Origin of the sequence: Flagellimonas crocea, assembly GCF_033441595.1 — a bacterium.
Taxonomy (GTDB): domain Bacteria; phylum Bacteroidota; class Bacteroidia; order Flavobacteriales; family Flavobacteriaceae; genus Flagellimonas; species Flagellimonas crocea.
Window position 1 is genome coordinate 191,743 of record NZ_JAUZVX010000006.1, and the last position, 24,785, is coordinate 216,527.

Here is a 24,785-nt window from a genome sequence, read left to right on the forward strand (position 1 = left end):
TGCCTTTTTGATATTCTTTTATGTGTTGGATAAAGCCTTTTTCACCAATGCCAGTCCGTCTTCTGATAATGATAATTTAAGAGCGGCTTTATGACCTTTTTCCGACATTTTTTTCCAAGTTTTTTGAAGGATGGAAATCATCTTGGCTTCATCGTGCTTGTGCAAAAATGGCTCATAATAATACTTTAAGAAGACCAGACAGATTACGTCTTCCAAAGTTTGGGTATCCTCGTCCTTTTTCAACTGCTTTTTGAGCAATAAAAATTTCACCCTATCTATTGTTTCTTTATCGTATCCTACCTGTTCTAAAATTGAACCTGCTTTTTCTGCATGGAACTTTTTTAGATCCTGTCGCCACCTAAGGTACCCCGTCCGATTCATTTCATAGGAGTCCCGTGGAATTTCCCAGCGGCAAATATGCTGACAACGTGCGGTTAATTTCAATGCTTCTGGAGCATCGGGATCAAATTCATCCAATATTTGGGTCATTCGTTTGGCATACAACAACTCTTTTGGTTGTTCCATGCCATTTTCCAGTTCTATATTGGGGTCTTTGGAATTGGCTTCGTCAAATAGTCGAAACGCTTCCTGTAGTTTATCATGACTGCCCATTCGCAATGATTTTTCTAAAGCTATTCAGAAAAACCAATATACACAAAGCCATCCTCAATTTTAAGAGGATAAATAGCGATGGCAGGAAGGTCTCCATTCAAATTTTCCCCCGATTCCAGAGAGAATGTTTTTTTGTGCATCGGACAGGCCACTTTGGCAATTCCGTCGGCATCTCCCAACATGCCCCTGCTCAATACCATTTCCATTTTATGCGGGCACAGGTTTTGGCATGCGTACCAAGTCTTTTTTCGCTTGTAGTGATAAACAGCGATTTGTTTGTTCTTGTATTTGATGCAGGCCCCACCATTTTCTGGAATATCGTCAACGCTGCAGGCTTTGAACCAAACGGAAACGGTTGTTGGGTCTACTGAGGTATATTCAGATAAAATTGATTCCATAATTACAGTTTTTAGTTGGTCCAGGGTTCTGGCATTTTTTGATCACGCATGGGAACAAACACCATGTTATCGTCTCGCTCTTCTGTATTGACAAAATGGGAGAAACGTTTTTTCATTTCTTCTGATTTCACAGCCTGTTTCCATTCACATTCATATTTATCAACCAAGGACTGCATGTCCAGTTCCAGTTCTTCCCCTAGGTTCAGACTATCTTCCACAACAATTCGTTTCAGCTGCTCTATGCCTCCTTCCAGTTTATCCAGCCATGCTGCTGTGCGCATAAGCGGTGCGGCCGTACGGATGTAGTACATTAAAAAGCGATCTAAATATTTGATTACGGTTTCGTTGTCAATTTGTTCCGCCAAAAGCAAAGCGTGTTTTGGAGTGGCACCACCGTTTCCGCAGACATAAAGATTCCAACCGCCCTCTACGGCAATTACCCCAAAATCTTTTCCACGGGCTTCCGCGCACTCACGAATACAACCAGAAACGCCACCTTTGAGTTTGTGAGGTGATCGTAGGCCTTTATAACGGTCTTCCAGCTCAATCGCAAAACTCACACTTTCGTCCATTCCATAGCGGCACCATGTGGAACCTACGCAACTTTTTACGGTTCGTAGTGATTTTCCATAAGCATGCCCACTTTCAAAACCGGCATCTATCAGTTTTTTCCAGATTGCAGGAAGATCATTGAGTTCTGCACCAAATAGGTCGATACGCTGTCCGCCAGTAATTTTGGTGTACAAATTGTACTCTTTGGCCACTTCACCGATTACAATCAATTTTTCAGGAGTTATTTCTCCTCCAGGGATTCTAGGAACAACCGAATAGGAACCATTACGTTGGATATTTGCCAAGAATCGGTCATTTGAATCTTGGATTACATCTTCCTTGTTGGCCGTATCATTATAAATGGTGGCAAAAATGGAGGCCAAAGCAGGCTTGCACACCTCACAACCATCACCTTTGCCGCATTTGTCCAAAGCCTCATCAAAGGATTGAATGTTTTTCACTTTTACAATGCCGTATAATTCCTGACGTGTGTATTCAAAATGCTCGCAGATGACATCTTTTACCTCTTTCCCCATGGACTTTAAAGTCTCATTGACCAAATCCACGACCATGGGTTTGCAACCTCCGCATCCTGTTGTGGCCTTCGTCAATCCAATAACGTCTTTTAAGGAATTACAGGCCCCCTCTCTTATCGAACTACAGATTTTTCCTTTGGAAACACTTTCACAAGAGCAGATTTGAGCAGTATTCGGTAGGTCCATGGCACTGCCAAAAGCAGAACCACCATCGGCACGGGCGCCCACGATCAATTCTTCGGCATTCTCTGGTAGACTCATGTTGTTGAGGTACATCTGGTGCAAGATGCTATAATCATTGGCATCTCCTACAAGAATTCCGCCCAACAAGGTTTTGCCATCATGGCTCACATTGATTCGTTTGTATAAATGTTTGGTCTTGTTTTCATAAATAATGGACAATCCTTTTTCGGCAGGCATGTAAGGCGTGCCAAAACTGGCCACATCAACTCCCATTAGTTTCAATTTGGTCGACATATCAATGTCATTTGGCATCAATACTTCTGGATTTCCTAAAATTTGATGAGCAGCTACATTGGCCATTTCATATCCTGGTGCCACAAGTCCGTAAATCATATGGTTATAAAGTGCAACTTCCCCAATGGCATAGATATCGGGGATGGAAGTTTCCATTTTATTATTGACCATAATGCCTCCACGAGTGCCCATGTCCAATCCGCAGGTTTTTCCAAGCTCGTCTCTTGGGCGAATTCCAGCAGAGATAATCAACATATCCACATCCAATTGATCATCTTCGCCAAAATCCATTCCTTCAATGACACTTTCCCCGATAATTTGGTTCGTGGCCTTGCCCAAATGAATATGGATGCCCATTGATTCCAATTTTAGTTGGAGCACATTGCTGCTGCGCGTATCCAGTTGTCTGGGCATCAGTTTAGGGGCAAATTCCACAACGTGGGGCTCTAATCCCATATCCAAAACAGCTTTGCCTGCTTCCAGACCCAATAAACCCCCGCCCAGTATTGCAGCACGTCCATTGGGCATAATAGCCTTTATTTGGGCGGCATAGGACAACATATCCTCAAGATCTTCAATGGTACGGTACACAAACACTCCTTCCTTTTCAACGCCTTTTATTGGGGGAACAAAGGGAACGGAGCCAGTAGCAAGCACCAAATAGTCGTAGGAATAGGTTTTCCCCGAAATGGTACGAACTTGTTGGGTTTCGTTGAGAATGTCCGTGACCCTTTCATTGGTGATAAGATCTATATTGTTGTCGCTATACCAAGAAGCGGGGGCTAGTTCCAATGCTTTAGCGTCTTGATTTCCGAAATATTCACTTAAGTGAACCCTGTCATAAGCGGGTCTTGGTTCTTCGCCAAAGACCACAACTTTGAATGCGTCGCTAGATGAATGTGCCCTGAACTTTTCACAGAACTTATAGCCAACCATTCCATTTCCTACTACAATTACTGTTTTCATATGCCAAAGATTTGAAATACGATTCAAAACTAAGTATAATTACTTAAATAAATACTGATTTTTCAAAAATAATTACGTATTCTTGCTGTCAAATTGATAAAATGTACTTGCATTAATCCTGATAATAAGGAATAACTATGAAAGCGAGAGTAAGTTTGGTAGGTGCTGGACCTGGTAGTTCAGACCTAATAACAGTAAGGGGTTTACGAGTTTTGAAGACGGCAAATATGGTTTTGTACGATGCATTGGTCGATGAAGCATTGCTATGTGAAATTCCACATCATATTCCTAAAATATACGTAGGTAAAAGATGTGCTAAGCATAGCTATACGCAAGATGAAATCAATACCCTAATAGTAGAAAGTGCATTTACCTATGGGCATGTTGTTCGATTAAAAGGAGGGGATCCGTTTGTATTCGGCAGGGCTTCTGAGGAGATTGATTATGTGCAATCCTTCGGATTACCAGTTGAGGTGGTTCCTGGGATTACCAGTGCGATTGCTGTTCCGGCAAGTCAAGGTATTCCCGTAACCAAAAGAGGGGTCAGTAGTAGTTTTTGGGTGCTCACGGCCACTACAAAAGAGCATGGGTTTTCTAAAGATTTTGAGTTGGCAGCACAGTCATCCGCAACCTTGGTCATATTGATGGGTGTGCGTAAACTAAAGGAAATAGCAGATTCCGCCATGAAATATAGAGAGGGTAGCACGCCCTTTGCTGTAATTCAAAATGGCACTTTGACCTCAGAAAGTTGTCTAGTGGGAACCTTGTCGGATGCAATACATATATATAAGGAATTGGATTGCTCTAAGCCAGGAATTATAGTTATAGGTGAAGTGGTTGCCGATCACAGCTTCTTTTACCAGGATGAAATCCAACGAGTACTGCAGTCAACTTTTTAAAAACGACTCTCGATCGAGGATTTCGAAATCATAGATTATAAATTTTTAGCATTCTTCAATTTGTACCTTTTCAAAAATCCAATTTCATAAATCTCATTAAAAATCAGTATAAATACGTAAATATACTTAGTTAATTAAAAAATGATACGTAGTTTTACCTTATAGTTTATGATAACCATTTTAAAAGTACCGCTTTATGAAAACAAACATTTCAAAATTTACTAGCCTTCTATTGATGGTAGCCTTGTTTGCCTGTGGAGGAAAGAAAGAAAAAAAGGAGGGGGATATTGCCCAGGTGATAGATACAGCTCCAACATTGGAAATTGAAAAACCACAATTGACTTTTGGTTTTATAAAATTGACGGATATGGCTCCTTTGGCCATAGCTAAGGAAAAAGGATTTTTTGAAGATGAGGGACTTTTTGTTTCAGTGGAGGCACAGTCCAACTGGAAGAATGTATTGGACCGGGTAATAGACGGACAATTGGATGGTTCCCATATGTTGGCAGGTCAACCGATAGCCGCGGGAGCAGGATTTGGTCGTCAGGCAGAATTGGTAACTCCTTTTTCCATGGATTTAAACGGAAATGGGATAACGGTTTCCAATGATGTTTGGTCAAAAATGAAACCAAATGTCCCGACTGGGGATGATGGAAAACCAGTACATCCCATTAAAGCGGATGCATTAAAACCTGTTATCACGGAATATAAAAATAGCGGAAAGCCCTTTAAAATGGGAATGGTATTTCCTGTATCAACCCATAACTATGAGATTCGGTATTGGTTGGCTGCCGCGGGTATCCATCCAGGATTGTATACGGCCGATAATGTTCAGGGCCAGATTGATGCGGAAGTGTTGCTTTCTGTGACACCTCCACCGCAAATGCCCGCAACTCTGGAAGCAGGAACCATTTATGGGTATTGTGTAGGCGAACCATGGAACCAGCAAGCGGTTTTTAAAGGTATTGGTGTTCCCGTGACTACCAATTATGATATCTGGAAGAACAATCCCGAGAAAGTTTTTGTAATGACCAAAAAGTTCGTGGAAGAAAATCCGAACACTGCCATTGCAGTGACCAAAGCATTGATCAGAGCGGGAAAATGGTTGGATGAACCTGGAAATAGGGCAGAAGCGGTTAAAATTTTGTCGCTGCCACAATATGTTGGTGCAGATGAAGTGGTGTTGGCGAATTCCATGACAGGAACCTTTGAATTTGAAAAAGGGGATAAACGCGCCATGCCAGACTTTAATGTATTCTTTAAATACAATGCAACCTACCCTTTCTATTCTGATGGCATTTGGTTCTTGACCCAAATGAGAAGGTGGGGACAGATTCCTGATCCAAAACCAGCAGCATGGTACGAGGAGACCATCAAGGATATTTACCGTCCCGATATCTGGAAAAAAGCTGCAGAAGCCTTGGTTACAGAAGGCCATCTTTCATCAGGTGATATTCCTTCAACGGATGGATACAAGCCAGCAACAACCGATTTTATCGATGGCAAGACCTATGATGCAAAAGACCCCATTGGGTACATCAACAGTTTTAAAATTGGAAACAAAGAGGATGATTCATCCCTATAAATCAAAAAAACCATGAAGCATAGCGTTACAGTAGTTCAGGATGAAAAAGAGAATTTTGGCACCGTGGTAAAGGGTTTTGTAATCAAATTGATGCCTGCCATGCCCAAATGGAATGGAAAGAATTTGGTGAGGAAAGTATTGATACCATTGGCTTCGATTGTATTGTTCGTTGGTTTGTGGCACGTTGGCGCAAAGGCACTTTACAATATTGAGGCGGATTATAAAATTCAAAAAGCACTCACGGATCAAGGTCAAGAGGCTGCCGACCAAATGGTTGAATGTATCGCTTCAGGGGCGATAAGTTGTCAGCCAAATACCCTACCATCACCCGCTCAGGTATGGACTTCGTTCAATACGCTGATCGCAGACCATAAGGCCATTAGTGCGGACAAGGCTGAATTTAAAGCTAAAACTGCTGCCTTGAATGCCACACGTGAAGCCGAGGGGAAAGCACCCATAACCTATACCGGAAGACCATCTTTCGTTGACCAAATATTTACCAGTTTAAAAACGGTTTTTGCTGGATTTCTTTTGGCTCTGATCATCGCCGTTCCCGTGGGAGTTATTATTGGGTTGAGTACCACCTTGCGTAGCTCTTTCAATTGGTTGATTCAGATTTTTAAGCCAGTTTCACCAGTGGTTTGGCTGCTGTTGGTCTTTATGATCGTAAAAACGATGACCAAGAATTCAGATTCCGATAGCGCTTTTATTATCTCTTTTATCAGTGTGGGATTATGCTCCATGTGGGCCACCTTGGTCAATACCGCTATGGGTGTTGCCACAGTGGACAAGGACTACATCAACGTAGCGAAGGTGCTCAAATTGGGGCCAATCCAAAAAGTGTTCAAAGTGATTTTGCCATCATCATTGCCATTAATTTTTACGGGATTGCGCATTACGCTTTCCGTGGCGTGGATGGTATTAATTGCCATTGAGCTATTGGCACAAAGCCCAGGATTGGGGTCTTTCGTTTGGGAAGAATTTCAGAATGGCGCCATCGACTCCAATTCAAAGATCATTGTGGCCATGTTCGTCATTGGTATCATTGGATTCTTGTTGGACCGAATCATGTTGACTGTCCAAAGTATGGTATCCTTTAATAAAAACGCAACCGCTTAAATAAATAGCTATGGCATATCTGGAACTTAAAAATGTAAGTATGACCTATGGTCGTGGTACCAACGCCACCGAGGTGTTGTCCAACATCAACTTGTCCATTGAGGAAGGAGAGTTTGTGGCGATCGTAGGTTTTACGGGAAGTGGGAAGACCACTTTGGTGAACTTGATCAACGGGCTTTTAAAGCCGACCAGTGGCGAAGTGCTTTTTAAAGGCGAGCCTGTTGTGGACACCAGCCATGAAAGAGGTGTGATATTTCAGAATTATTCCTTGTTGCCATGGTTGACCGTGGGACAAAATGTACAAATGGCTGTGAAAGAAGCATTTCCAAAAGCCAACAAAAAGGAAATAAATGCAAGGGTCGAAGAATATGTCGCTATGGTGAACCTTTCTCCAGCCATCAATAAAAGACCAAAGGAGCTTTCTGGGGGAATGCGTCAACGGGTTTCAGTTGCCAGAGCTTTGGCGATGAATCCTGAAATGATCATCATGGATGAGCCATTGGGTGCATTGGATGCTTTGACCCGTGGTAATCTGCAAGATGAAATCCTAAAGATTTGGAGCAAGGACAAACGTACCGCTTTGTTGATCACGAACGATGTAGATGAAGGCATCTACATGGCCGACCGCATTATCCCACTCAAGCCAGGGCCAAATGCGACCTTGGGCCCCGAATTTACCATCGGTCTTGATAGACCTAGGGATAAGACCGAGCTCAACGATAACGTGGAGTATAAAAAGACCAGAAATGCCATCATAGAATATTTGATGGGCATTGGGGAAGAACGAAAATCAGCTTCCAAGAAAGTGTATGAATTACCAGAATTGACACCTAAAAACTTTGTGGCCTAACCTTTAAAAATGAAGCAAATGGTAGTAGATATAAAAAAAGAGTCCCAAGGGCACGAGAATGGGATTACCTATCCATCGGATAGCGTAATGTTGGATTTGAACAACTTGAAAAAAGTGTATCCAACCCCCAAAGGTGACTATGTGGTACTGGAACATTTGAACCTTCAAATTTTAAAGGAAGAATTCGTGACCATCATCGGTCATTCAGGATGTGGAAAAACCACTATGCTTTCCATGATTGCAGGATTAAATCCTATTTCTGGAGGAAGGATTTCCGTATTGGGAAATTCCATCAAAGGACCAGGACCAGACCGTGGATTGATTTTTCAAGCACCCAGTTTAATGCCTTGGATGACGGCTTTGCAAAATGTTATGTTGGGAGTGAATCAAGTATTTCCTCACGCCAGTAAGTCACAACGAAAGGACATTGCCATGTATTATTTGGACAAAGTCGGCTTGGAGGGCGCATTCCATAAAAAAGCCAATGAACTATCCCAAGGTATGCAGCAACGGGTCGGGATTGCCCGAGCTTTTGCCATAAAACCCAAAGTATTGTTGTTGGACGAACCTTTTGGAATGTTGGATTCCCTTACACGAGGAGAACTTCAGGATATATTGATTGAAATCTGGAACAAGGAAAAAATCACAGCGGTAATGATTACCCATGATGTGGACGAAGCTATTTTTTTAGCAGACCGTGTTGTGATGATGACGAGCGGGCCTCGAGCCAAAATAGGAGATGTACTTTCCATTGATTTTGAACGGCCCCGAACGCGAAAATCGGTATTGGAACACGAAGATTACTACACATACAGAAAACACCTTATTGACTTTTTGGAGCATTGATGTCTCCCAACTGACTGAATAACCTTTAACAAATCTCAAAAATGAAAAAGCTAATATTAACCGTTGGCATGCTATTGCTATGCCTTTTTGGAGCGGAAGCCCAATTTACTTTGGATGGTCAATTCAGACCAAGAACAGAATATAGAAATGGATTCGGAAGTCTTATTCCCGATGCTGCAGACCCTGGGTTTGCAATTACGACAAGGGCGCGTTTGAATGCGGCATATCAAACTGAAAAATACAAGTTCTATTTAAGCATCCAAGATGTGCTGGTTTGGGGGGAGAACCGCCAGATCTTACCAGATGACCAAAACGATTCGTTTGCCGTTTTTGAAGCCTGGGCAGTATTAAATTTGGGTTCAGGTTGGTCCACTAAATTGGGTAGACAAATACTTTCCTATGATGATGAGCGAATTCTTGGTGGCCTGGATTGGGCGCAACAAGGCAGAAATCACGATGCGGCACTGATCAAATATGCAAAAGATAACTTTATCTTGGATTTTGCTTTTGCCTACAATCAAGATTTTGATGACCCTACGGGATATCAATCTGTGGGGAATGCCTATAACACTACGGGTTTTTTTAGCTACAAAACCATGCAAATGCTTTATCTGAAGCAGAAATGGGAAAGTTTTGGCGCTAGTTTGGTATTGATGAACAATGGATTTCAAAACTTTGATGATCAAGACAATGCCGATGGGTTGAGCAGTCTACAAACTTTTGGAACCTATCTTACTTTCAATAAAGGCAATTTCGGACTTGCGGCAAATGCATTTCTTCAAACTGGTGAGCGCCAAGGCGAGTTGGATGTAAAAGGCGCTTATTTGCTGGGATTGGATGCTACCTACAAAGCGTCGAGCGCCATTGGGTTGGGTGCTGGAATTGAAATTATTAGTGGAAACGATGGACAAACAGCGGGAGAGACGGGAGCATTTTTCCCACTGTATGGAACCAACCACAAGTTCAATGGTTTTATGGATTATTTCTATGTGGGCAACCACGCCAATTCCATTGGATTGTTCGATATCCATGCCAGTGCCAATTTCAAATTGGGAGAAAAATCCAGCCTTTTGGCCAAGGTGTTGAATTTTAAGGGCGAACAAGACCTGCCAAGTGGTGAAAATGCATTGGGAACCGAGGTTGATTTGGTTTTCACTCAAGGATTCAATGGGTATTCCCTTAAAATTGGGTATTCACATATGTTTGCGGCCGATGGAATGTATGAACTCAAAGGAGTTGCCGAGGATACTGCTGCTGGCAACCAAAACTGGGCATGGGCCATGCTTATTATAAAACCAAAATTGTTCAGTACGGTCAAGGTCGATTAAAAATACAGAGTTAGTTAGTGTTTAAGGGCCGTTCCATTTTAGATGGGGCGGCCCTTTTTTTAAACTCACGGAATTCAATAATTCGACTATTTTTGTGATATGGAAGATTCGCAATTAAAAGATGCCATTACCATAGTTTTAGCGGATGATCATTCCCTGGTAAGGGATGGTATTCGGGCATTGTTGGAAGAAGAACCAGACCTCGATGTGATCGGTGAAGTGGCCAATGGCCTGGATGCCATTGATATGGTAGGGGATAAATCTCCCGATATTTTGATTATAGATATCCGTATGCCAGAGTTGGGGGGGATTGAAACGGTGGAACGATTAAATGCGAAAGGTGGTTTAAGCACCAAATGCATTATTCTTTCCATGCACGATTCTGAAGAGTACATTCTTAAATCGGTACAGGCAGGGGCCAGCGGTTATTTATTGAAAGATACTGGAAAGGCAGAGTTTGTAAAGGCCATTCATGTAGTGCACGAGGGCGGTAAATATTTTAGCGGTGATATTTCCAATGTTTTGGTAAACAATCTGTTCAAATCCACTCAAAGTTCCCAAGGCACCGTTGAATCAAAAGCCAAAGAAAACCCGTTCGACCTCACCAACCGGGAATTGCAAGTGTTGGAACTGGTTTTGGCAGGCTATACCAGCAAAGAAATCTCCGAAAAGCTCAATAACAGTAAGCGTACCATCGATACCCATCGTTTTAACTTGATGAAGAAGATGGAGGTCAAAAACCTTATTGATCTATCCAAAAAAGCACAGAAATTCAATTTGGTCTAAACATATCTTCAGCCCAGGCCGATTATTATTGTCAATACTTCATTTTTTAGCCTCACTTTTGCCAAATTAACACTACGTATTTATACGTATTTTTCTATTTTTAACTATAGGAAATTCAGGAATATAAAACTCCTTACATGCAAAAGAAGGATACATTCGATACTATCTGTTCCTATTGTGGAGTGGGTTGCGGCATTACCGTTAAAAAAGACGCTAAAGGCATACTTTCGGTAAGTGGCAACGAGGATTATCCAGTGAACAAGGGTATGCTTTGCACCAAAGGGAAAACCTTGAACTATGTGGCCCAGGACACTTCCGATAGAATCCTTTATCCCGAAATGCGATGGAGCCGAAACCATCCCAGACAACGCGTTACCTGGGATATGGCCTTTAAACGAGCGACTGCCGTTTTTAAGAGTATTATGGATAGGCACGGCCCCAATAGCGTTGGATTTTATGTTTCTGGACAATGTCTTACCGAGGAGTATTATTTGGCCAATAAGTTGACCAAGGGTTTTTTGGGGACCAATAATATTGACACCAACTCCCGTTTATGCATGAGTTCTGCTGTTGTAGGATATAAGAAAACGGTTGGCAGCGACGCGGTCCCCATTTCTTATGAGGATATCGAATTAGCAGATTGTTTTCTGATTGCGGGGGCAAACCCGGCATGGTGCCACCCTATTTTGTTTAGAAGGATAGAGAAGCACAAGGAAGAAAATCCAAATGTGAAAATCATAGTGGTGGACCCTCGAAAAACACAAACCTGTGCCTTGGCAGATTTACACCTACCAATTTTACCAGGAACCGACGTTATTCTTTTTAATGCCATGGCCAGATGGCTTATTGAAAAGAAGAAAATAGATACATCCTTCATACAAAAACACACTTCCAATTTTGAAGCTGTGAAGCAAACCGCTTTTGAACTTACCATTCGTCAAGCAGCTGAAAAATGTGGAATTTCTCCCGATGACATTCGTATGGCTGCAAAAATGATTTCCAATGCGAAGGGGTTTATTAGTATGTGGACCATGGGGCTCAATCAGAGTGTAATCGGTGTGGACAAAAATACGTCACTTATAAACCTTTCGTTGCTTACAGGTCAAATTGGAAAACCTGGGTCAGGACCTTTTTCGTTAACTGGACAGCCCAATGCCATGGGAGGCAGGGAAGTAGGGGGTATGGCGAGTTTGTTGGCGGCTCACCGCGATTTGGGCAATCCCAAACATCGAAAAGAAGTACAGGAATTCTGGGGAAGTAAGGAAATTCATGGAGAACCTGGGTACACGGCCACCGAAATGTTCGATGCGCTGGAATCGGGCAAAATGAAAGCTGTTTGGATCGTATGTACCAACCCCGTAGTGAGCATGCCCAATGCCAAAAAAATTGAGAAGGCACTCGAAAAGGCAAGCTTTGTCATTGTCCAGGATATTTCCCATAATTCCGAGACCACCAAATATGCGGATTTGCTCCTGCCCGCTGCGGGTTGGTTGGAGAAAGAGGGCACCATGACCAATTCCGAACGAAGAATAAGTTATTTGCCCAAAGTTATCGATCCGCCAGGAGAGACACTGCCCGATGTTGAAATTTTATGGCGTTTTGCCCAAGAAATGGGCTTTCATGGATTTGACTATTCAAATGCTTCCGAGGTATACGATGAATATTGCTTGATGACCAAGGGAACAGATATGGATATTTCAGGACTTTCCTATGACAGATTAAAGAACGAGGGCAGCTTTCAATGGCCAGTGCCAACACCTGACCATAAAGGAACTCCCAGGTTGTTTCAAGACCAAAACTATTTTACAGCTGATGGAAAGGCGCATTTCAATGCACCAAGAAATTTATATAACAAATCGGAGACGACAAGTCCTGAGTTCCCCTTGATTTTAAATACGGGACGGGTACGCGATCAATGGCATACTCGAACGAAAACGGGTAAAGTAAAGCGACTTTTGACTCATATCCCGACACCTTTCCTTGAGATGAACCAAATTGATGCCTATGTCAGGGGCTTTAAGGAGGGGGATGTTGTTACCGTAAGGAGTAGAAGGGGAAGTGTAAGGGTCAAGCTAAAAATCAATTATGATATTAGGGAAGGAGTGGTGTTTTTGCCCATGCACTGGGGTAAAATACTCAACAACGATTTTAGTAGGGCCAATAATTTGACCAGTACTTTGGTTGACCCGGTTTCCAAGGAGCCCGATTTTAAATACTGTGCCGTTCAGGTGGAAAAATATAGAAAGCCATTTCAGAAAATTGTGGTGGTAGGGGCAGGAGCAGCGGCATATCGATTTGTGCAATCCTACCGTGAAAAAAACAGGACGGATGAAATCAAGGTATTTTCCAAGGAAGAATATCCATTTTATAATCGGGTTTTGTTGCCAGAGTACGTAAACGATGATCTGGAATGGGGGGCCCTTCAAAAATTAAAGAAGGGTGAATTGGAAAAATTGAAGTTGGACGTTCACCCAAACAATGGAATCCAAAATATAAATAGGAAAACAAAGCAAGTTACGGACGATCTGGGAGCCACATACGATTATGATATTTTGATTCTGGCTACTGGTAGCCGTGCCTTTGTGCCCAACGATGTTCGGATAGATCTCCCAGGTAGATTTACCATGCGGGAACGTGGGGATGCCGACCGACTAAAAACTTATTTGGCACTCACCAATCTACCTACAAATGAGCAACACGTAGTGATTATTGGAGGGGGATTATTGGGATTGGAATTGGCAGCAGCCCTAAAAAAAATAGACGTCAATATCAGTATCATTCAACGGTCGCCCCGACTCATGGAACGTCAACTAGATCCGATTGCCAGTAGATTGTTGGCCGAAGATGTTATGGAAAGAGGGATTCAACTATTCTTTGATAATGAAGTAAGTACGGTTTTTGAAGATTCCGAGTCACCAAATAAATTATTGGTCAACCTAAAAACAGGCAGTACACTGAATTGCAATGCCATTGTATATGCCATTGGAACACGGCCCAATATAAATTTGGCAGTTGAAGCTGGACTCAAAACCAAACGCGGCGTAGTAGTGGACCCTTATTTAAAGACCAATGACGAATCCATTTTTGCCTTGGGAGAAATTGCTGAATTTGAAAATTCACTTTTTGGGATCACATCCGCGGCGGAACAACAAGCGGATATTGCGGCCAATTATATTTTGGGAGATTTGGGAAGCTTCTACTCAGGCTCCGTACTCATGAATATTCTAAAGTTCGAAAACCTTGACCTATGTAGTATTGGAATGGTGAATGCACCCAAGAATGATGCTTCGTACGAGGAAATCATTTTGATGGATGTAAGCCAAAGGTTCTATAAGAAATGCATTGTTAAGGATGATACATTGAAAGGAGCCATCCTTATGGGGGATAAAAACGAATTTGCCGAATTTAAGCGGTTGATCGAAGAGGGTGTTGAACTCTCTGAAAAAAGGAATGAGTTATTACGGGGAGCTTCAAACAGAGAACCCTTGAAAGGGCAAATGGTCTGTACTTGCAGTCAAGTGGGGGACGGAAACCTCAAAGAAGCCATTGCCGCAGGATGCACAGATTTTAAAAATCTATGTGCCCAAACCGGGGCGGGCCTTGGCTGTGGCAGCTGTAAACCCGAGGTCAAGGGTATTCTCGATGCGCAATTAAAAGCCACAACTGTTTAAATGGGAACTATGAACGATGATTTACACAGAATATTGGTGAGGGGAGGGGTAACTTCACCAGGAGAACTTATGGAGAGTATAGGCCTTTTGGAGACTGCTGGAGTATCCGAAGTGTTTTTTGGGTCCAGGCAAGATATCCTTTGTCCATCCACCAACACTGATCAAGAAGAATTCGAGAAAATATTGGGCAATTCAGCGGACATTGTTTCTGATAGGTCCATCCAAAACATTGTATGCTCCTATGTATGTGCCGACATTTTTGATTCGACACATTGGCTCAAGGGCTCCACATATCTGTACTTGTTGGAACAGTTTGATTTTTTGCCCAAGTTAAAAATCAATATAACGGACCCCAAGCAACGTTTGGTTCCCATTTTTGGGGGAAACCTAAATTTTATTGCTTCTGAACATGAGGATTATTGGTATATGAACGTAATCCTCCCCCATTGGAAAACCAGTGCTTATTATCCGGTTCTGGTGTACAGTTGGGACATTGCGGACATAAGTAGGGAGATGGAAAAAATACATCATAAAATTAAAGATGTAGACCAGTTATTTGCCGCCTTGAACGGTACATTGGGAGCCACCAACAACAAGACTATGGACAAGGAACTTGTTGTCCCATATCAAACCTTTCCTTATTATGAGGGAATAAATCGAATGGGCCTTGACCAGTTTTGGTTGGGCCTTTATTGGCGAAACAATAGGTACAACCTCAAATTCTTGAAGGAATTCTGTAGCTTTTGTTTGGACAAGAGTATCGGTAAAATATGCATTACTCCTTGGAAATCCTTTATTGTAAAGGGAATTCCGAAGAAGAGTAGAACGGCATTGGAACTTTTTCTGGGTGAAAGGGGTATCAATGTCCGTCATTCGCAATTGGAGATGAACTGGCATTTGCCAGTGGATGATAGTGACGCGCTTGATTTGAAAAGATATTTGGCACAGCGTTTCGATCAAAAGGACATTAGTACATATGGACTTACCTTCGGAATAAGTAATGAGGTGGGCAAACAAACACATATGTCTTCCATAGTCATTGAGAAGAACCCGTTATCTAAAACTGTTGAGCAATTCAATCCAAATCCAAGACCGACCTATAATATCAGGTATTTTAAAAATTTTGATCCCAATACGAGACAAATTCAAACATTTGCACAAGAGGTTGATCAAAAGGAGTTACCGGATTTGTTGATTGAGTTGAGTAAGAAGTATTTTCAAGAACTGGGAAAGGAAAAGGAAGTAGAAACTACGAACATCAGAAAGAGTGAGATAATAAAAAATCAGGTGCATCAATGTCAAAATTGTTTTACGATATATGATGATGTCATTGGCGACCCAAAATCAAATATTGACCCAAAAACAAGATTTGAAGACCTGCCAGAATCTTATGAGTGTAACGTTTGTGGTGCTGGAAAGGATACTTTTGCTCAAACTGAAATTGTTTTAGATCAGTTTTAAATTGCTCTATAATGTTGGAATTATATATAAGTTGCTGAATTGGATTCAACTGTTTGGGAAAAAAGGGAGCAACATTCACTACTGGCGGGAAGCTTAAACCTATCTTGTTTATTGATTTTCTGATGAAAAATTTTTTGGGCGGCTCAGTTAAAAGGAAAGAACCCAAACACTATCTATGACGCTCAATGTCAATTGAATTGGGATACAATTGATGCAATGCCCCCATGAGTACGAATAAAATAATGGAATCCTCGGTCTCAAAGGTCTCTCTTATTTTAGTGTAGGCAATTCTAATCTGGGCTTCCACTGTACGAACTGAAATACCTAAGTGGTCAGCGACTTCTTGCTGGGTCAACCCTTCGATTTTTGTCATGATAAGGATGTCGCGGCAACGCTTTGGCAATGTCTCAATGACCTTTTTCAATTTACAGACCTGCTGTTGTGTATGCTCATAGTCTACAGGTTCGTCCTGGATGGCGTCAAAACTGAGTTCAGCATATAGATTGGCCCTGCTCATGGTACTTCTATACTCATCGATAAAGAGGTTTTTGGCCATGGTGAACAACAAGGGCTTAAAATTGGTGGGCTCAAATGTTTTTCTTCTCTTCCAAAGGGAAACAAAGCTCATTTGTACAATGTCCTTGGCCTGTTCATGGTCTTTGGTCATACTCGCCACATAGCCAAAAAGGGGACGGTTGTATTTTTCAAAAAATGCTTTGAACGCTGCTTCATCCCCTTCAATTATACCCTGACTTAATTTTTTTTCGCAATTATATTCATTCATACTGGGAATGGGGTTGTGGGTGAGAAACAAATAGACTCGGGTTAAATGTAAAAAAAAAATTAAGTAATCTTTAAGTATGTTATCTATTGTATCCGTTTAACCTATGCACAATAAAAATAAAATGACTGAAAAAGAAGAACGATTGATACATAAATTCCTCGACAAAACATTGAGCGAGGAAGATTGGAAAACATTGTTGGACTGGTTGGAAAATCCGGAAAACAAAAAGGTGTTCAACACCTACGTTAAAGCGGAATTTCTCTTGCACATGTCCTTTGAGGAACAAGATCGAAATTTAACCTTTGATACATTGTTGGAATTAATGGATGAAAACCCGCATCAGGGAACACCAAAACTTTGGTCAAACCAAAAATGGTGGGCAGTGGCCGCATCGATTGTCATTTTGATTGGACTGGCGCTGGGTACATACTATTGGGTTGGTCCATCGGACAATGGGGCTCCAGAATTGGTGAAGAAGATCACTATTGAACAAGGTACCGATGGTGCTACGCTGACTTTGGAGGATGGAACCGAGGTGGAATTAAAAAAAGGTAGTTCCTATAAAAACTCCTATGCGACGAGTAATGGTGAAGAGGTGGTCTATGCAGATGATGAAAGTAAGTTTGACGAATTGTACAATACCATAACTGTGGCACGTGGGAAACAATTTGCCATGACCCTCTCCGATGGTACGAAGGTTTGGTTGAACTCGGACTCCAAGTTGAAGTACCCTGTCAGTTTCCATCCAGGTGACACCCGCGTAGTGGAATTGATTTATGGGGAAGCCTACTTTGATGTTTCCCCTGCAACGGAAAACCAAGGAAGTGCCTTTGAAGTGCAGCAAGAACACCAAAAAGTTACTGTTTTGGGCACCGAATTCAATATAAAGGCCTATGCGAACGAAACACTCCTCCTCACCACTCTGGTGGAAGGAAAGGTTGCGGTCACTTATCAGGATACCGAAACCATGCTTGAGCCAAGTGATCAATCCGTAGTAGATATGGAACTTGGAAAGATTGAAACCCGACAGGTCGATGTGCTGGCTGAGACCTCATGGCGCCGAGGGCTCTTTATGTTCAAGAATAAAAACCTGGGAGAAATTGCCATTACGCTGTCACGTTGGTACGACATCGATATTGAAATCAAGAATAGGACTATGGAAGAGATCGAGTTCAAAGGTACCCTGAGCAAGAACCAGCCTTTGGAAGAAATATTGGAAATGATCAAGAACACTAAATACATCAACAATTATGACATAGAAAAAGATAAAGTGGTTATCAGGTAAGCAACCATTACAGGATCCACTATAAAAAAGAAGAGGGACGGAATTACCAACATCTCACCGACGATAATCCTTCCCTCAGTACAAATAACTAACGAGTATTAATTAAATGCAACCAAATTTATGAAAAACCAACTAAAGGGAAGTGTACTTTTTCCTTATGGGAAAAGATTCCTGTTACTATTTATGAAAGCCTATCTACTTTTTTTCTGTACCATGGTCATGGGAATGAACGGTATGGAAGTATTGTCACAGGAAACCATCGTTGTGGATAGGGACCAAAAATTGACGATAGATCAAGTGTTCGATCTGATCATGGAACAGACGGACTATAATTTTATCTATCAAGTGGACCTCTTCAAGGGCAAGCCCAAAGTGGAACTTAAAAAAGGAAAAATAAGGGTAAACAAGCTCTTGGAGCAAAGTTTGATGAGCGCTTCCGTGGTTATGGAAGTTACAGCTTCCAAAACGATCATCATCAAGCCAACTGCATTGGATTACAGCATACGGCAAGATCTGCTCATAAGGGGTAAGGTTAGCGATGGGGAGGGGCTGCCACTGCCTGGAGCCAATATTATTGAAAAGGGGACCGACAATGGTACGCAGTCCGACTTTGATGGGAATTTCGCCATAACCGTGTCCGATGCGAACGCAATTCTGGTCGTTTCCTACCTTGGGTTTACCACCAAAGAAATACCCTTGGAGGGAAAGACGGACATAGCGGTACAATTACTGGAGAATGCCGCTGGATTGGATGAGGTGGTAGTGGTTGGATATGGTACCCAAAAGAAGGTGAATCTAACTGGGGCGGTAACTTCTGTTAAAGCTCAGGAATTGAACCAAATACCCACCAATAATTTATCCAATACCTTGGCCGGACGTGCTCCAGGGGTAAACATCACCAATACTTCGGGCCTGTCCGGTGCATCTTCCAGCATTCGAATGCGGGGTAGTTTTGGGGAACCTTTATATGTTATCGATGGTATCGTAAGGGACAAAGATGCCTTCGATGCACTAAATGCCAACGAAGTGGACCAATTGACGTTTCTAAAAGATGCGGCAACGGCTTCCATTTATGGGTCAAGAGCGGGTAACGGTGTAGTTTTGGTGACCACCAAAACAGGAAGTGAAAACGAAAAACCCATCTTTAGTTTTCAGACCACTTACGCATCTGCAATGCCTACCCAACAATTGCTATCGGATAAAACCACAGCAACCGATGAACTTATTTACCAAAACAGGGTGGCCGAATTCTTGGGTACAGCCCCACCAAACGGTGAAACAGAGTTTGAATATTTCAAAAACAGGAGCTATAACGTAAATGACATGATATGGCAAAATCCATCGAGTCTGGATTATACCATGAGCATAAATGGCGGGAGCAAGGCCTTGACCTATTATGCCCTTGGCAGCTATCGCAAAGAAGAAGGTTCCTTTAAAGGACTGGATTATGCCAAGTACAACCTTAGATCTAATATGTCAGCCAAGCTTTCCAACAGCATCACCTTGGATCTTAATCTAGCGGCCAGTCAGCAAAATCATAATAGATTTTATTGGCCTTTTTCCGGAGATGATGATTATGACGTTGCCGATCTTTACAGGGTAACCTTCAACTGGCCAAAAACGTATCCATTTTATTTGGAAGCCGATGGAACCCCGGCCAATTATATTACAGACTATCCGGTACAGACGCCAATGGGCAGTTGGTTGGCATGGAGCGTTATCGATCAAATCGTTGGCGATCGATACATTAGAACCAGAAGAAGACAACTTAGTTCCATTGTTTCATTGGACATCGATTTGGATAAAATGGTGCCCGGTCTGTCCACCAAATTTAGGGGTAGTTACTTGGCAGAGGATTATTTGCGCAAACATTATTTGACGTATCAACACAATTACATTTTTACCCAAGCTGATCCAGATGGCAACAGGTTCATCCCTGCACCTCCGGACCCCAATAAGATAAGCACCTTCACTTTTAGCCAAAATCAAGAGTTTTTAAGTTATAATATCAATACTGCATGGGAGTATCAAGTAAACTGGTTCCTCAACTACAAACGCACGTTTGGTAAGCATGGCGTGGATGCCATGGCAGTATTTGAACAAGGGGAAAGCGGATACTATGGTTCGTATGCAAAGGCAGAAGATCCTGTTACCCAATACGATCAGGACTTTGTATACTCTACCGATTCCGAGAGAAGATATGGGTCAGGCTATGAGGGTATTGGCGCAAGACAATCCTTGATAGGTCGATTGAACTACAATTTTGATGAGCGCTATATCGCAGAATTCTCCTTTAGATACGATGGGAATACACTTTTTCCAAAAAATGGACGCTGGGGTTTCTTCCCTTCCATTTCGGGCGCTTGGAGAATAGGGCAAGAAGCTTTTATGGAAAAGGTAAACTGGTTGGATGAGCTTAAGCTAAGAGCATCATACGGTACAACAGGTAATGATCTAGATGTCAATAACGGTGGGATATCCCCGTTCTCCTTTAGAAACACCTATGGAAATGGGAACAGTTATATTCTTGGCAACGACCTTTATCGCGGTATCAGTCCAGGGGCCACACCAAACCCTAATTTAACCTGGGCCACCATGACCAATTACAACGTTGGGTTGGATTTTTCCATTTTGGACAATAAGCTTGGTGGATCATTCGATGCCTTTTATAAAAAGGAAACGGACATCCTAGGTTCTAGATTGGTAACGCTGCCAGATAACTATGGACAGTCGCTAGCTCCGGAAAATTATGCAGAAAGGTCATGGCGAGGAGGTGAAATATCCCTTAAATGGCAAGATTTTTCAGAGAACGGAAAATTCAACTATACGGTCTATGCCAATATGGGATATGCCAAGGATCAGTGGGATAAAATAGACGAAGACCCCATTTTTGGCGAAGGAGGCCTCCGGGAATCGGAATCAAGGATTGGGCAGCCCCTAAACAGGATATTTGGGCTAAAGTCTTTGGGAATCGTCCGAACCCAAGAGCAATTGGATGATCTGTTGGCTCAAGGGCTTACCCAGTTTGGCAGGGATCCATATTTGGGCGGTCTTTATTTTGAGGATATCCGAGGAGACGGCTATTCTCCAGGACCGGACGGTAAAATAGATGGTAATGACTTTCAATTACTTTCCACCAAAGCAGCCCCAAGAATCAATTATGGTTTCGGTATCAACTTGAGGTATGGGAATTTTACATTGGACTCCCATTTTCAAGGGGTCAGTGCATACGATCGTATCATCAGCAACCAGGAAGGTCCCGGAATGAGGCAATACGGCGGCAGTGTTCGCCCATATTATCCCATTTGGGCTGGCGATGTTTGGACCCCCGAAAATCCAGACGCCAAATATCCACGGGTAGTGGGCAGCAGTTGGTATGAGTCCGGTACCGGAGCTACCTCTTTTTGGATTTATAATGGTGCATACCTAAGACTCAAAAACCTGAACCTTGGGTATAACCTACCCACTCAAGTATTGAATACAATAGGCGTTTCAAGTGCAAAAATCTTCTTTAATGCAACCAACCTCTTTTCAATATCGGAGGTAAATGAATTTCATGACCCGGAACAGGCGAACTACGATTCTTACCCTGTAATGAAGACGTTTGCGCTAGGAATGAACTTTAATTTTTAATCGATAGGAATATGAAAAAAATAATATATATACTTGGACTTTTTGTTTTTTTTGCAAGCTGTTCCGATGTCCTTGATATCGAGGATTTAAACAACTATAGCCCTGAATCTGTCTGGAATGATGAAAACCTGGCCAATGCCTACATGGTTAATTTATATCCAATGTTCGGTAATTGGAATGCGGGATCGGATAGGTTGAGTCAGCAACTTGCCGGTATAGAATGGTATGCGGACCGGATCACCATTTCTAATGAGAATTTTAAAAATTGGGATTATTACACCATCAGGCTGATCAACCAGGCGATTTTGGATGTGGAAAGTGGAACACTTCCACAGCCGGTCAAGGATAGAATTACCGGCGAAGCGCTTTTCATGCGAGCTTACAGATATTTTGATATGGTCGTCTATCATGGTGGTGTGCCTTATATTAAGGTACCTCAAGACAGATATGAAGATGATCTTTATGTACCTAGGAACTCTACAGAAGAATGTTTTGATTTTATCATTGAAGATCTGGATAGGGCCCTGGAACTATTACCGGAAAGTATTGGAACAGGATCGGATGAATATGGAAAGATTGACTCCAATTTTGCATTGGCTTTCAAGGCCAAGGTGCTATTGTACAAAGCTTCCCCACAATTTAACCCTACTCAACCATGGGACAATGCGTATTGGTCAGAAGCCCACACTGTCAACAAGAATGCGTATGAGACCCTTTTGGCGTACGGATACGGATTGGTGGAGGACTATGCCAACATAGCTTTGGAGGAAAGGAACAAAGAAGTGGTTTTTTCCGTTATAAACAGTTATCCAAACAAGACAGCCTCTTGGGATAGCGGGGTACGTCCCGGTTCGGAAAGTAGAGGCCCCGCCAATGCTTGTCCAACATGGGAATTTGTAAAAGAATTTCCTATGAAGGATGGAAGGTTGTACAATGACCCCTTAAGTGCCTATAATATGACGGACGAGGAATTTCTTCAGAATTATTGGGAAAATCGTGACCCAAGATTTGACAAGTCCATCGTATGGAACGGCAAAATTTATGAGGTTTCAGGGAAGACGGGAAAAAGACAATATACCGCATTGGGTATAGCCAATGAACTGGATGATTTTGGAATCAATCCCAATGCAAATACCAACTCTACCAATTTAGATCGCTATACCGGGTTCTTTATCCAGAAAAATAGCCTTTTGAGCCTCACACAGGCAGAAGTGGAGCAATATGATTTGGATTACGTGCTGATGCGTTTTGCAGAAGTAATGCTCAATTATGCAGAAACGGCCAATGAAACTGGTAATCCTGCCGTTGCTTTGGATATTCTCAAACAGATCAGGGAGAGAGCTGGAATTGAAGCAGGAGCCGATGGTAATTTTGGGATTTCCGCAAGCAGTAGGGAAGAAATCCGGGAGGCCATATTGGCCGAGAGAAATATTGAGTTTTGTTTTGAAGGACATCGTTTTTGGGATTTGAGAAGGTTGAGAATGTTAGACCGGCTCGATGGTGCCACCAAACACGGAGTGGAGGCGATTGCCATTACCGAAGAGGGTAGTGAGATGGCCATAAGCACAGCCCGGAGTTTGGCCGACGACTACGAACTTGTTGAGTCAGATTTTAAATATTCAATTTTACAGGTGCCACTGTCAGGAGTAAAAGAGAGTACGCTTCCGGATAACTACTATTTCTTTCCCATACAAGCGGATGTAATAAATAGAAATCCGCAATTGGAGCAGAATGAAGGTTGGGGAGGCTCTTTTGACCCTACACTAAATTAAGATCTGAATATTTATTTGAATAAAAAGCAAGGCTATGGACCTACATGTTTCAGAACGTAGATCCATGGCCTTCATATTAAAATAGTTGCTGAATCATCAAACAAAATGAAAGGAAACGTGGGATTAGGTCATCATTTTCCACAGTTATAACAGGCTCTATTTAATGGTTCCAATAAATGAGTCTAAATCTTAGCGATTACCGCCCACACAAATTTTCATAATCATAAAGTATAATAAACAAATGAGATTAAACCCTATACAACGAGGTTCCATTTTAATACTATCAATAATGGCCTTATTACTGACCATTGCAGCTTGCAAGGACCAGACCAACAAAAAAGAAGAAACGGCATCGGTTCCTACCGAAGAAACGGCATCCGAATGGACCTATCTTTTTGATGGTACATCCCTGGAAGGCTGGCGCGGGTACAATATGGACTCCCTGCCCCCCGGCTGGACGATCAAGGACAGCGTACTCACTTTTGATACCGAACTGGGACTGGAACAGGACTATACCGGCGGAAAGGATATTGTTTACGGGGCCGAGGAGTTCGACAATTTCGAGCTCTACCTGGAATGGAAGGTTCCCAAAGGGGCCAACAGCGGGATCTTTTACCATGTAAAGGAAGGTTATGACGGGCCACCGGAAGTGGCGCCGGAATACCAGATCATCGATGACGAGAACTACGCCGATATCCACGACTTGACGGGCTACAACTCACAGTTCGGTGCCGAGCATCCCGAACTTCTCCAGGACTGGCAGAAAACGGGCGCCGATTACGCCATGCACACGGCTGATGAATCACAAAAGCAGTTGAATCCCGTGGGCGAATGGAACTCCTCCAAAATCGTGTTCACCCCCGAAAAGGTGGAGCACTGGCTCAATGGCAAAAAACTGTTGGAGTTCGTTCCCTGGTCCGAAGAATGGAACGCCAAGAAAGCATCGGGAAAATGGGACAACGCCCCTGATTATGGAAAATACAAAACGGGCTACATTGCCCTGCAGGATCACGCAAGCCCCATTTGGTTCAGAAACATAAAAATCAAAAAACTATAACCTCCAGACCATGAACAAAAGAGAATTTTTAAAGAAAAGCAGTGTAGGGGCTCTTGGCATTATGTTTGCCCCATCCATTTTAAGGGCAGGATTTCCGAAAGATAAGCTCAGGACGGCCCACATCGGGGTCGGTAACATGGGGATGGAGGATCTCAAGGCGGTCTCATC

17 protein-coding genes are annotated in these 24,785 nt (G+C 42.5%); 13 read left to right on the forward strand and 4 right to left on the reverse strand.

Annotated elements, in window-relative coordinates:
* Positions 1–18 precede the first annotated feature (18 nt).
* The 3 genes from SD449_RS18270 to nirB are packed head-to-tail and all read right to left on the reverse strand — an operon-like array spanning position 19 to position 3,541.
* Complete coding sequence (locus SD449_RS18270) at positions 19–612, reverse strand: DUF4202 domain-containing protein (protein WP_318312641.1); 594 nt, start codon at positions 610–612, stop codon at positions 19–21.
* Between the two features lie 20 nt (positions 613–632).
* Positions 633–1,010, reverse strand: coding sequence for a nitrite reductase small subunit NirD (gene nirD / locus SD449_RS18275; protein ID WP_318312643.1), 378 nt, complete (start codon positions 1,008–1,010; stop codon positions 633–635).
* Between the two features lie 11 nt (positions 1,011–1,021).
* Positions 1,022–3,541 (reverse strand): nitrite reductase large subunit NirB, encoded by a 2,520-nt coding sequence (gene nirB / locus SD449_RS18280; protein ID WP_318312645.1) that lies wholly within the window; start codon positions 3,539–3,541, stop codon positions 1,022–1,024.
* A 137-nt stretch (positions 3,542–3,678) separates the two neighbouring features.
* Between nirB and cobA the strand changes: the two genes are divergently transcribed.
* The 9 genes from cobA to SD449_RS18325 all read left to right on the forward strand — a co-directional run bounded on the left by cobA (position 3,679) and on the right by SD449_RS18325 (position 16,086).
* The gene (gene cobA / locus SD449_RS18285) at positions 3,679–4,440 is read left to right on the forward strand and encodes a uroporphyrinogen-III C-methyltransferase (RefSeq protein ID WP_318312646.1); all 762 of its coding nucleotides are present in this window, start codon (positions 3,679–3,681) and stop codon (positions 4,438–4,440) included.
* Between the two features lie 196 nt (positions 4,441–4,636).
* A complete protein-coding gene (locus SD449_RS18290) occupies positions 4,637–6,025 on the forward strand; it encodes a CmpA/NrtA family ABC transporter substrate-binding protein (RefSeq protein WP_318312647.1) in 1,389 nt (462 codons plus the stop codon).
* A gap of 12 nt (positions 6,026–6,037) precedes the next feature.
* Entirely contained in the window at positions 6,038–7,144 is a 1,107-nt protein-coding gene (locus SD449_RS18295) for an ABC transporter permease (protein WP_318312648.1), read from the forward strand.
* A 10-nt stretch (positions 7,145–7,154) separates the two neighbouring features.
* Positions 7,155–7,994, forward strand: a complete 840-nt coding sequence (locus SD449_RS18300) for an ABC transporter ATP-binding protein (RefSeq protein ID WP_318312650.1) — start codon at positions 7,155–7,157, stop codon at positions 7,992–7,994.
* Between the two features lie 18 nt (positions 7,995–8,012).
* Positions 8,013–8,840 (forward strand): ABC transporter ATP-binding protein, encoded by an 828-nt coding sequence (locus SD449_RS18305; RefSeq protein WP_318312652.1) that lies wholly within the window; start codon positions 8,013–8,015, stop codon positions 8,838–8,840.
* 41 nt (positions 8,841–8,881) lie between these two features.
* Positions 8,882–10,168: an alginate export family protein gene (locus SD449_RS18310; protein ID WP_318312654.1), complete on the forward strand. Its 1,287-nt coding sequence runs from the start codon at positions 8,882–8,884 to the stop codon at positions 10,166–10,168.
* Between the two features lie 99 nt (positions 10,169–10,267).
* Positions 10,268–10,954 carry a response regulator transcription factor gene (locus SD449_RS18315; RefSeq protein ID WP_318312655.1) on the forward strand — a complete coding sequence of 229 codons (687 nt, stop codon included), beginning with the start codon at positions 10,268–10,270 and terminating at the stop codon, positions 10,952–10,954.
* A 137-nt stretch (positions 10,955–11,091) separates the two neighbouring features.
* Positions 11,092–14,625, forward strand: coding sequence for a molybdopterin-dependent oxidoreductase (locus SD449_RS18320; RefSeq protein ID WP_318312657.1), 3,534 nt, complete (start codon positions 11,092–11,094; stop codon positions 14,623–14,625).
* 9 nt (positions 14,626–14,634) lie between these two features.
* Positions 14,635–16,086, forward strand: a complete 1,452-nt coding sequence (locus tag SD449_RS18325; RefSeq protein WP_318312659.1) for a rubredoxin — start codon at positions 14,635–14,637, stop codon at positions 16,084–16,086.
* 169 nt (positions 16,087–16,255) lie between these two features.
* Here the strand turns inward: SD449_RS18325 and SD449_RS18330 are convergent, their stop codons facing one another.
* Positions 16,256–16,870 carry an RNA polymerase sigma factor gene (locus SD449_RS18330; RefSeq protein ID WP_318312661.1) on the reverse strand — a complete coding sequence of 205 codons (615 nt, stop codon included), beginning with the start codon at positions 16,868–16,870 and terminating at the stop codon, positions 16,256–16,258.
* Positions 16,871–16,991: 121 nt separating this feature from the next.
* Here SD449_RS18330 and SD449_RS18335 point away from each other — a divergent pair, with 121 nt between their 5' ends.
* The 4 genes from SD449_RS18335 (at position 16,992) to SD449_RS18350 (ending at position 24,617) form a co-directional block, all read left to right on the forward strand.
* On the forward strand, positions 16,992–18,155 hold the full coding sequence (locus SD449_RS18335) for a FecR family protein (RefSeq protein ID WP_318312663.1): 1,164 nt from the start codon (positions 16,992–16,994) through the stop codon (positions 18,153–18,155).
* A 120-nt stretch (positions 18,156–18,275) separates the two neighbouring features.
* Positions 18,276–21,788, forward strand: coding sequence for a SusC/RagA family TonB-linked outer membrane protein (locus tag SD449_RS18340; RefSeq protein ID WP_318312665.1), 3,513 nt, complete (start codon positions 18,276–18,278; stop codon positions 21,786–21,788).
* Between the two features lie 11 nt (positions 21,789–21,799).
* Entirely contained in the window at positions 21,800–23,560 is a 1,761-nt protein-coding gene (locus SD449_RS18345; RefSeq protein ID WP_318312667.1) for a RagB/SusD family nutrient uptake outer membrane protein, read from the forward strand.
* Between the two features lie 289 nt (positions 23,561–23,849).
* The gene (locus SD449_RS18350) at positions 23,850–24,617 is read left to right on the forward strand and encodes a 3-keto-disaccharide hydrolase (protein WP_318312669.1); all 768 of its coding nucleotides are present in this window, start codon (positions 23,850–23,852) and stop codon (positions 24,615–24,617) included.
* Positions 24,618–24,785: the final 168 nt, after the last annotated feature.

Bases quoted from the DNA above. Each gene is read 5' to 3' on its own strand.
- SD449_RS18270 (WP_318312641.1), bottom strand. From the start codon at position 612: ATGGGCAGTCATGATAAACTACAGGAAGCGTTTCGACTATTTGACGAA.
- nirD (WP_318312643.1), bottom strand. From the start codon at position 1,010: ATGGAATCAATTTTATCTGAATATACCTCAGTAGACCCAACAACCGTT.
- nirB (WP_318312645.1), bottom strand. From the start codon at position 3,541: ATGAAAACAGTAATTGTAGTAGGAAATGGAATGGTTGGCTATAAGTTC.
- cobA (WP_318312646.1), top strand. From the start codon at position 3,679: ATGAAAGCGAGAGTAAGTTTGGTAGGTGCTGGACCTGGTAGTTCAGAC.
- SD449_RS18290 (WP_318312647.1), top strand. From the start codon at position 4,637: ATGAAAACAAACATTTCAAAATTTACTAGCCTTCTATTGATGGTAGCC.
- SD449_RS18295 (WP_318312648.1), top strand. From the start codon at position 6,038: ATGAAGCATAGCGTTACAGTAGTTCAGGATGAAAAAGAGAATTTTGGC.
- SD449_RS18300 (WP_318312650.1), top strand. From the start codon at position 7,155: ATGGCATATCTGGAACTTAAAAATGTAAGTATGACCTATGGTCGTGGT.
- SD449_RS18305 (WP_318312652.1), top strand. From the start codon at position 8,013: ATGGTAGTAGATATAAAAAAAGAGTCCCAAGGGCACGAGAATGGGATT.
- SD449_RS18310 (WP_318312654.1), top strand. From the start codon at position 8,882: ATGAAAAAGCTAATATTAACCGTTGGCATGCTATTGCTATGCCTTTTT.
- SD449_RS18315 (WP_318312655.1), top strand. From the start codon at position 10,268: ATGGAAGATTCGCAATTAAAAGATGCCATTACCATAGTTTTAGCGGAT.
- SD449_RS18320 (WP_318312657.1), top strand. From the start codon at position 11,092: ATGCAAAAGAAGGATACATTCGATACTATCTGTTCCTATTGTGGAGTG.
- SD449_RS18325 (WP_318312659.1), top strand. From the start codon at position 14,635: ATGAACGATGATTTACACAGAATATTGGTGAGGGGAGGGGTAACTTCA.
- SD449_RS18330 (WP_318312661.1), bottom strand. From the start codon at position 16,870: ATGAATGAATATAATTGCGAAAAAAAATTAAGTCAGGGTATAATTGAA.
- SD449_RS18335 (WP_318312663.1), top strand. From the start codon at position 16,992: ATGACTGAAAAAGAAGAACGATTGATACATAAATTCCTCGACAAAACA.
- SD449_RS18340 (WP_318312665.1), top strand. From the start codon at position 18,276: ATGAAAAACCAACTAAAGGGAAGTGTACTTTTTCCTTATGGGAAAAGA.
- SD449_RS18345 (WP_318312667.1), top strand. From the start codon at position 21,800: ATGAAAAAAATAATATATATACTTGGACTTTTTGTTTTTTTTGCAAGC.
- SD449_RS18350 (WP_318312669.1), top strand. From the start codon at position 23,850: ATGGCCTTATTACTGACCATTGCAGCTTGCAAGGACCAGACCAACAAA.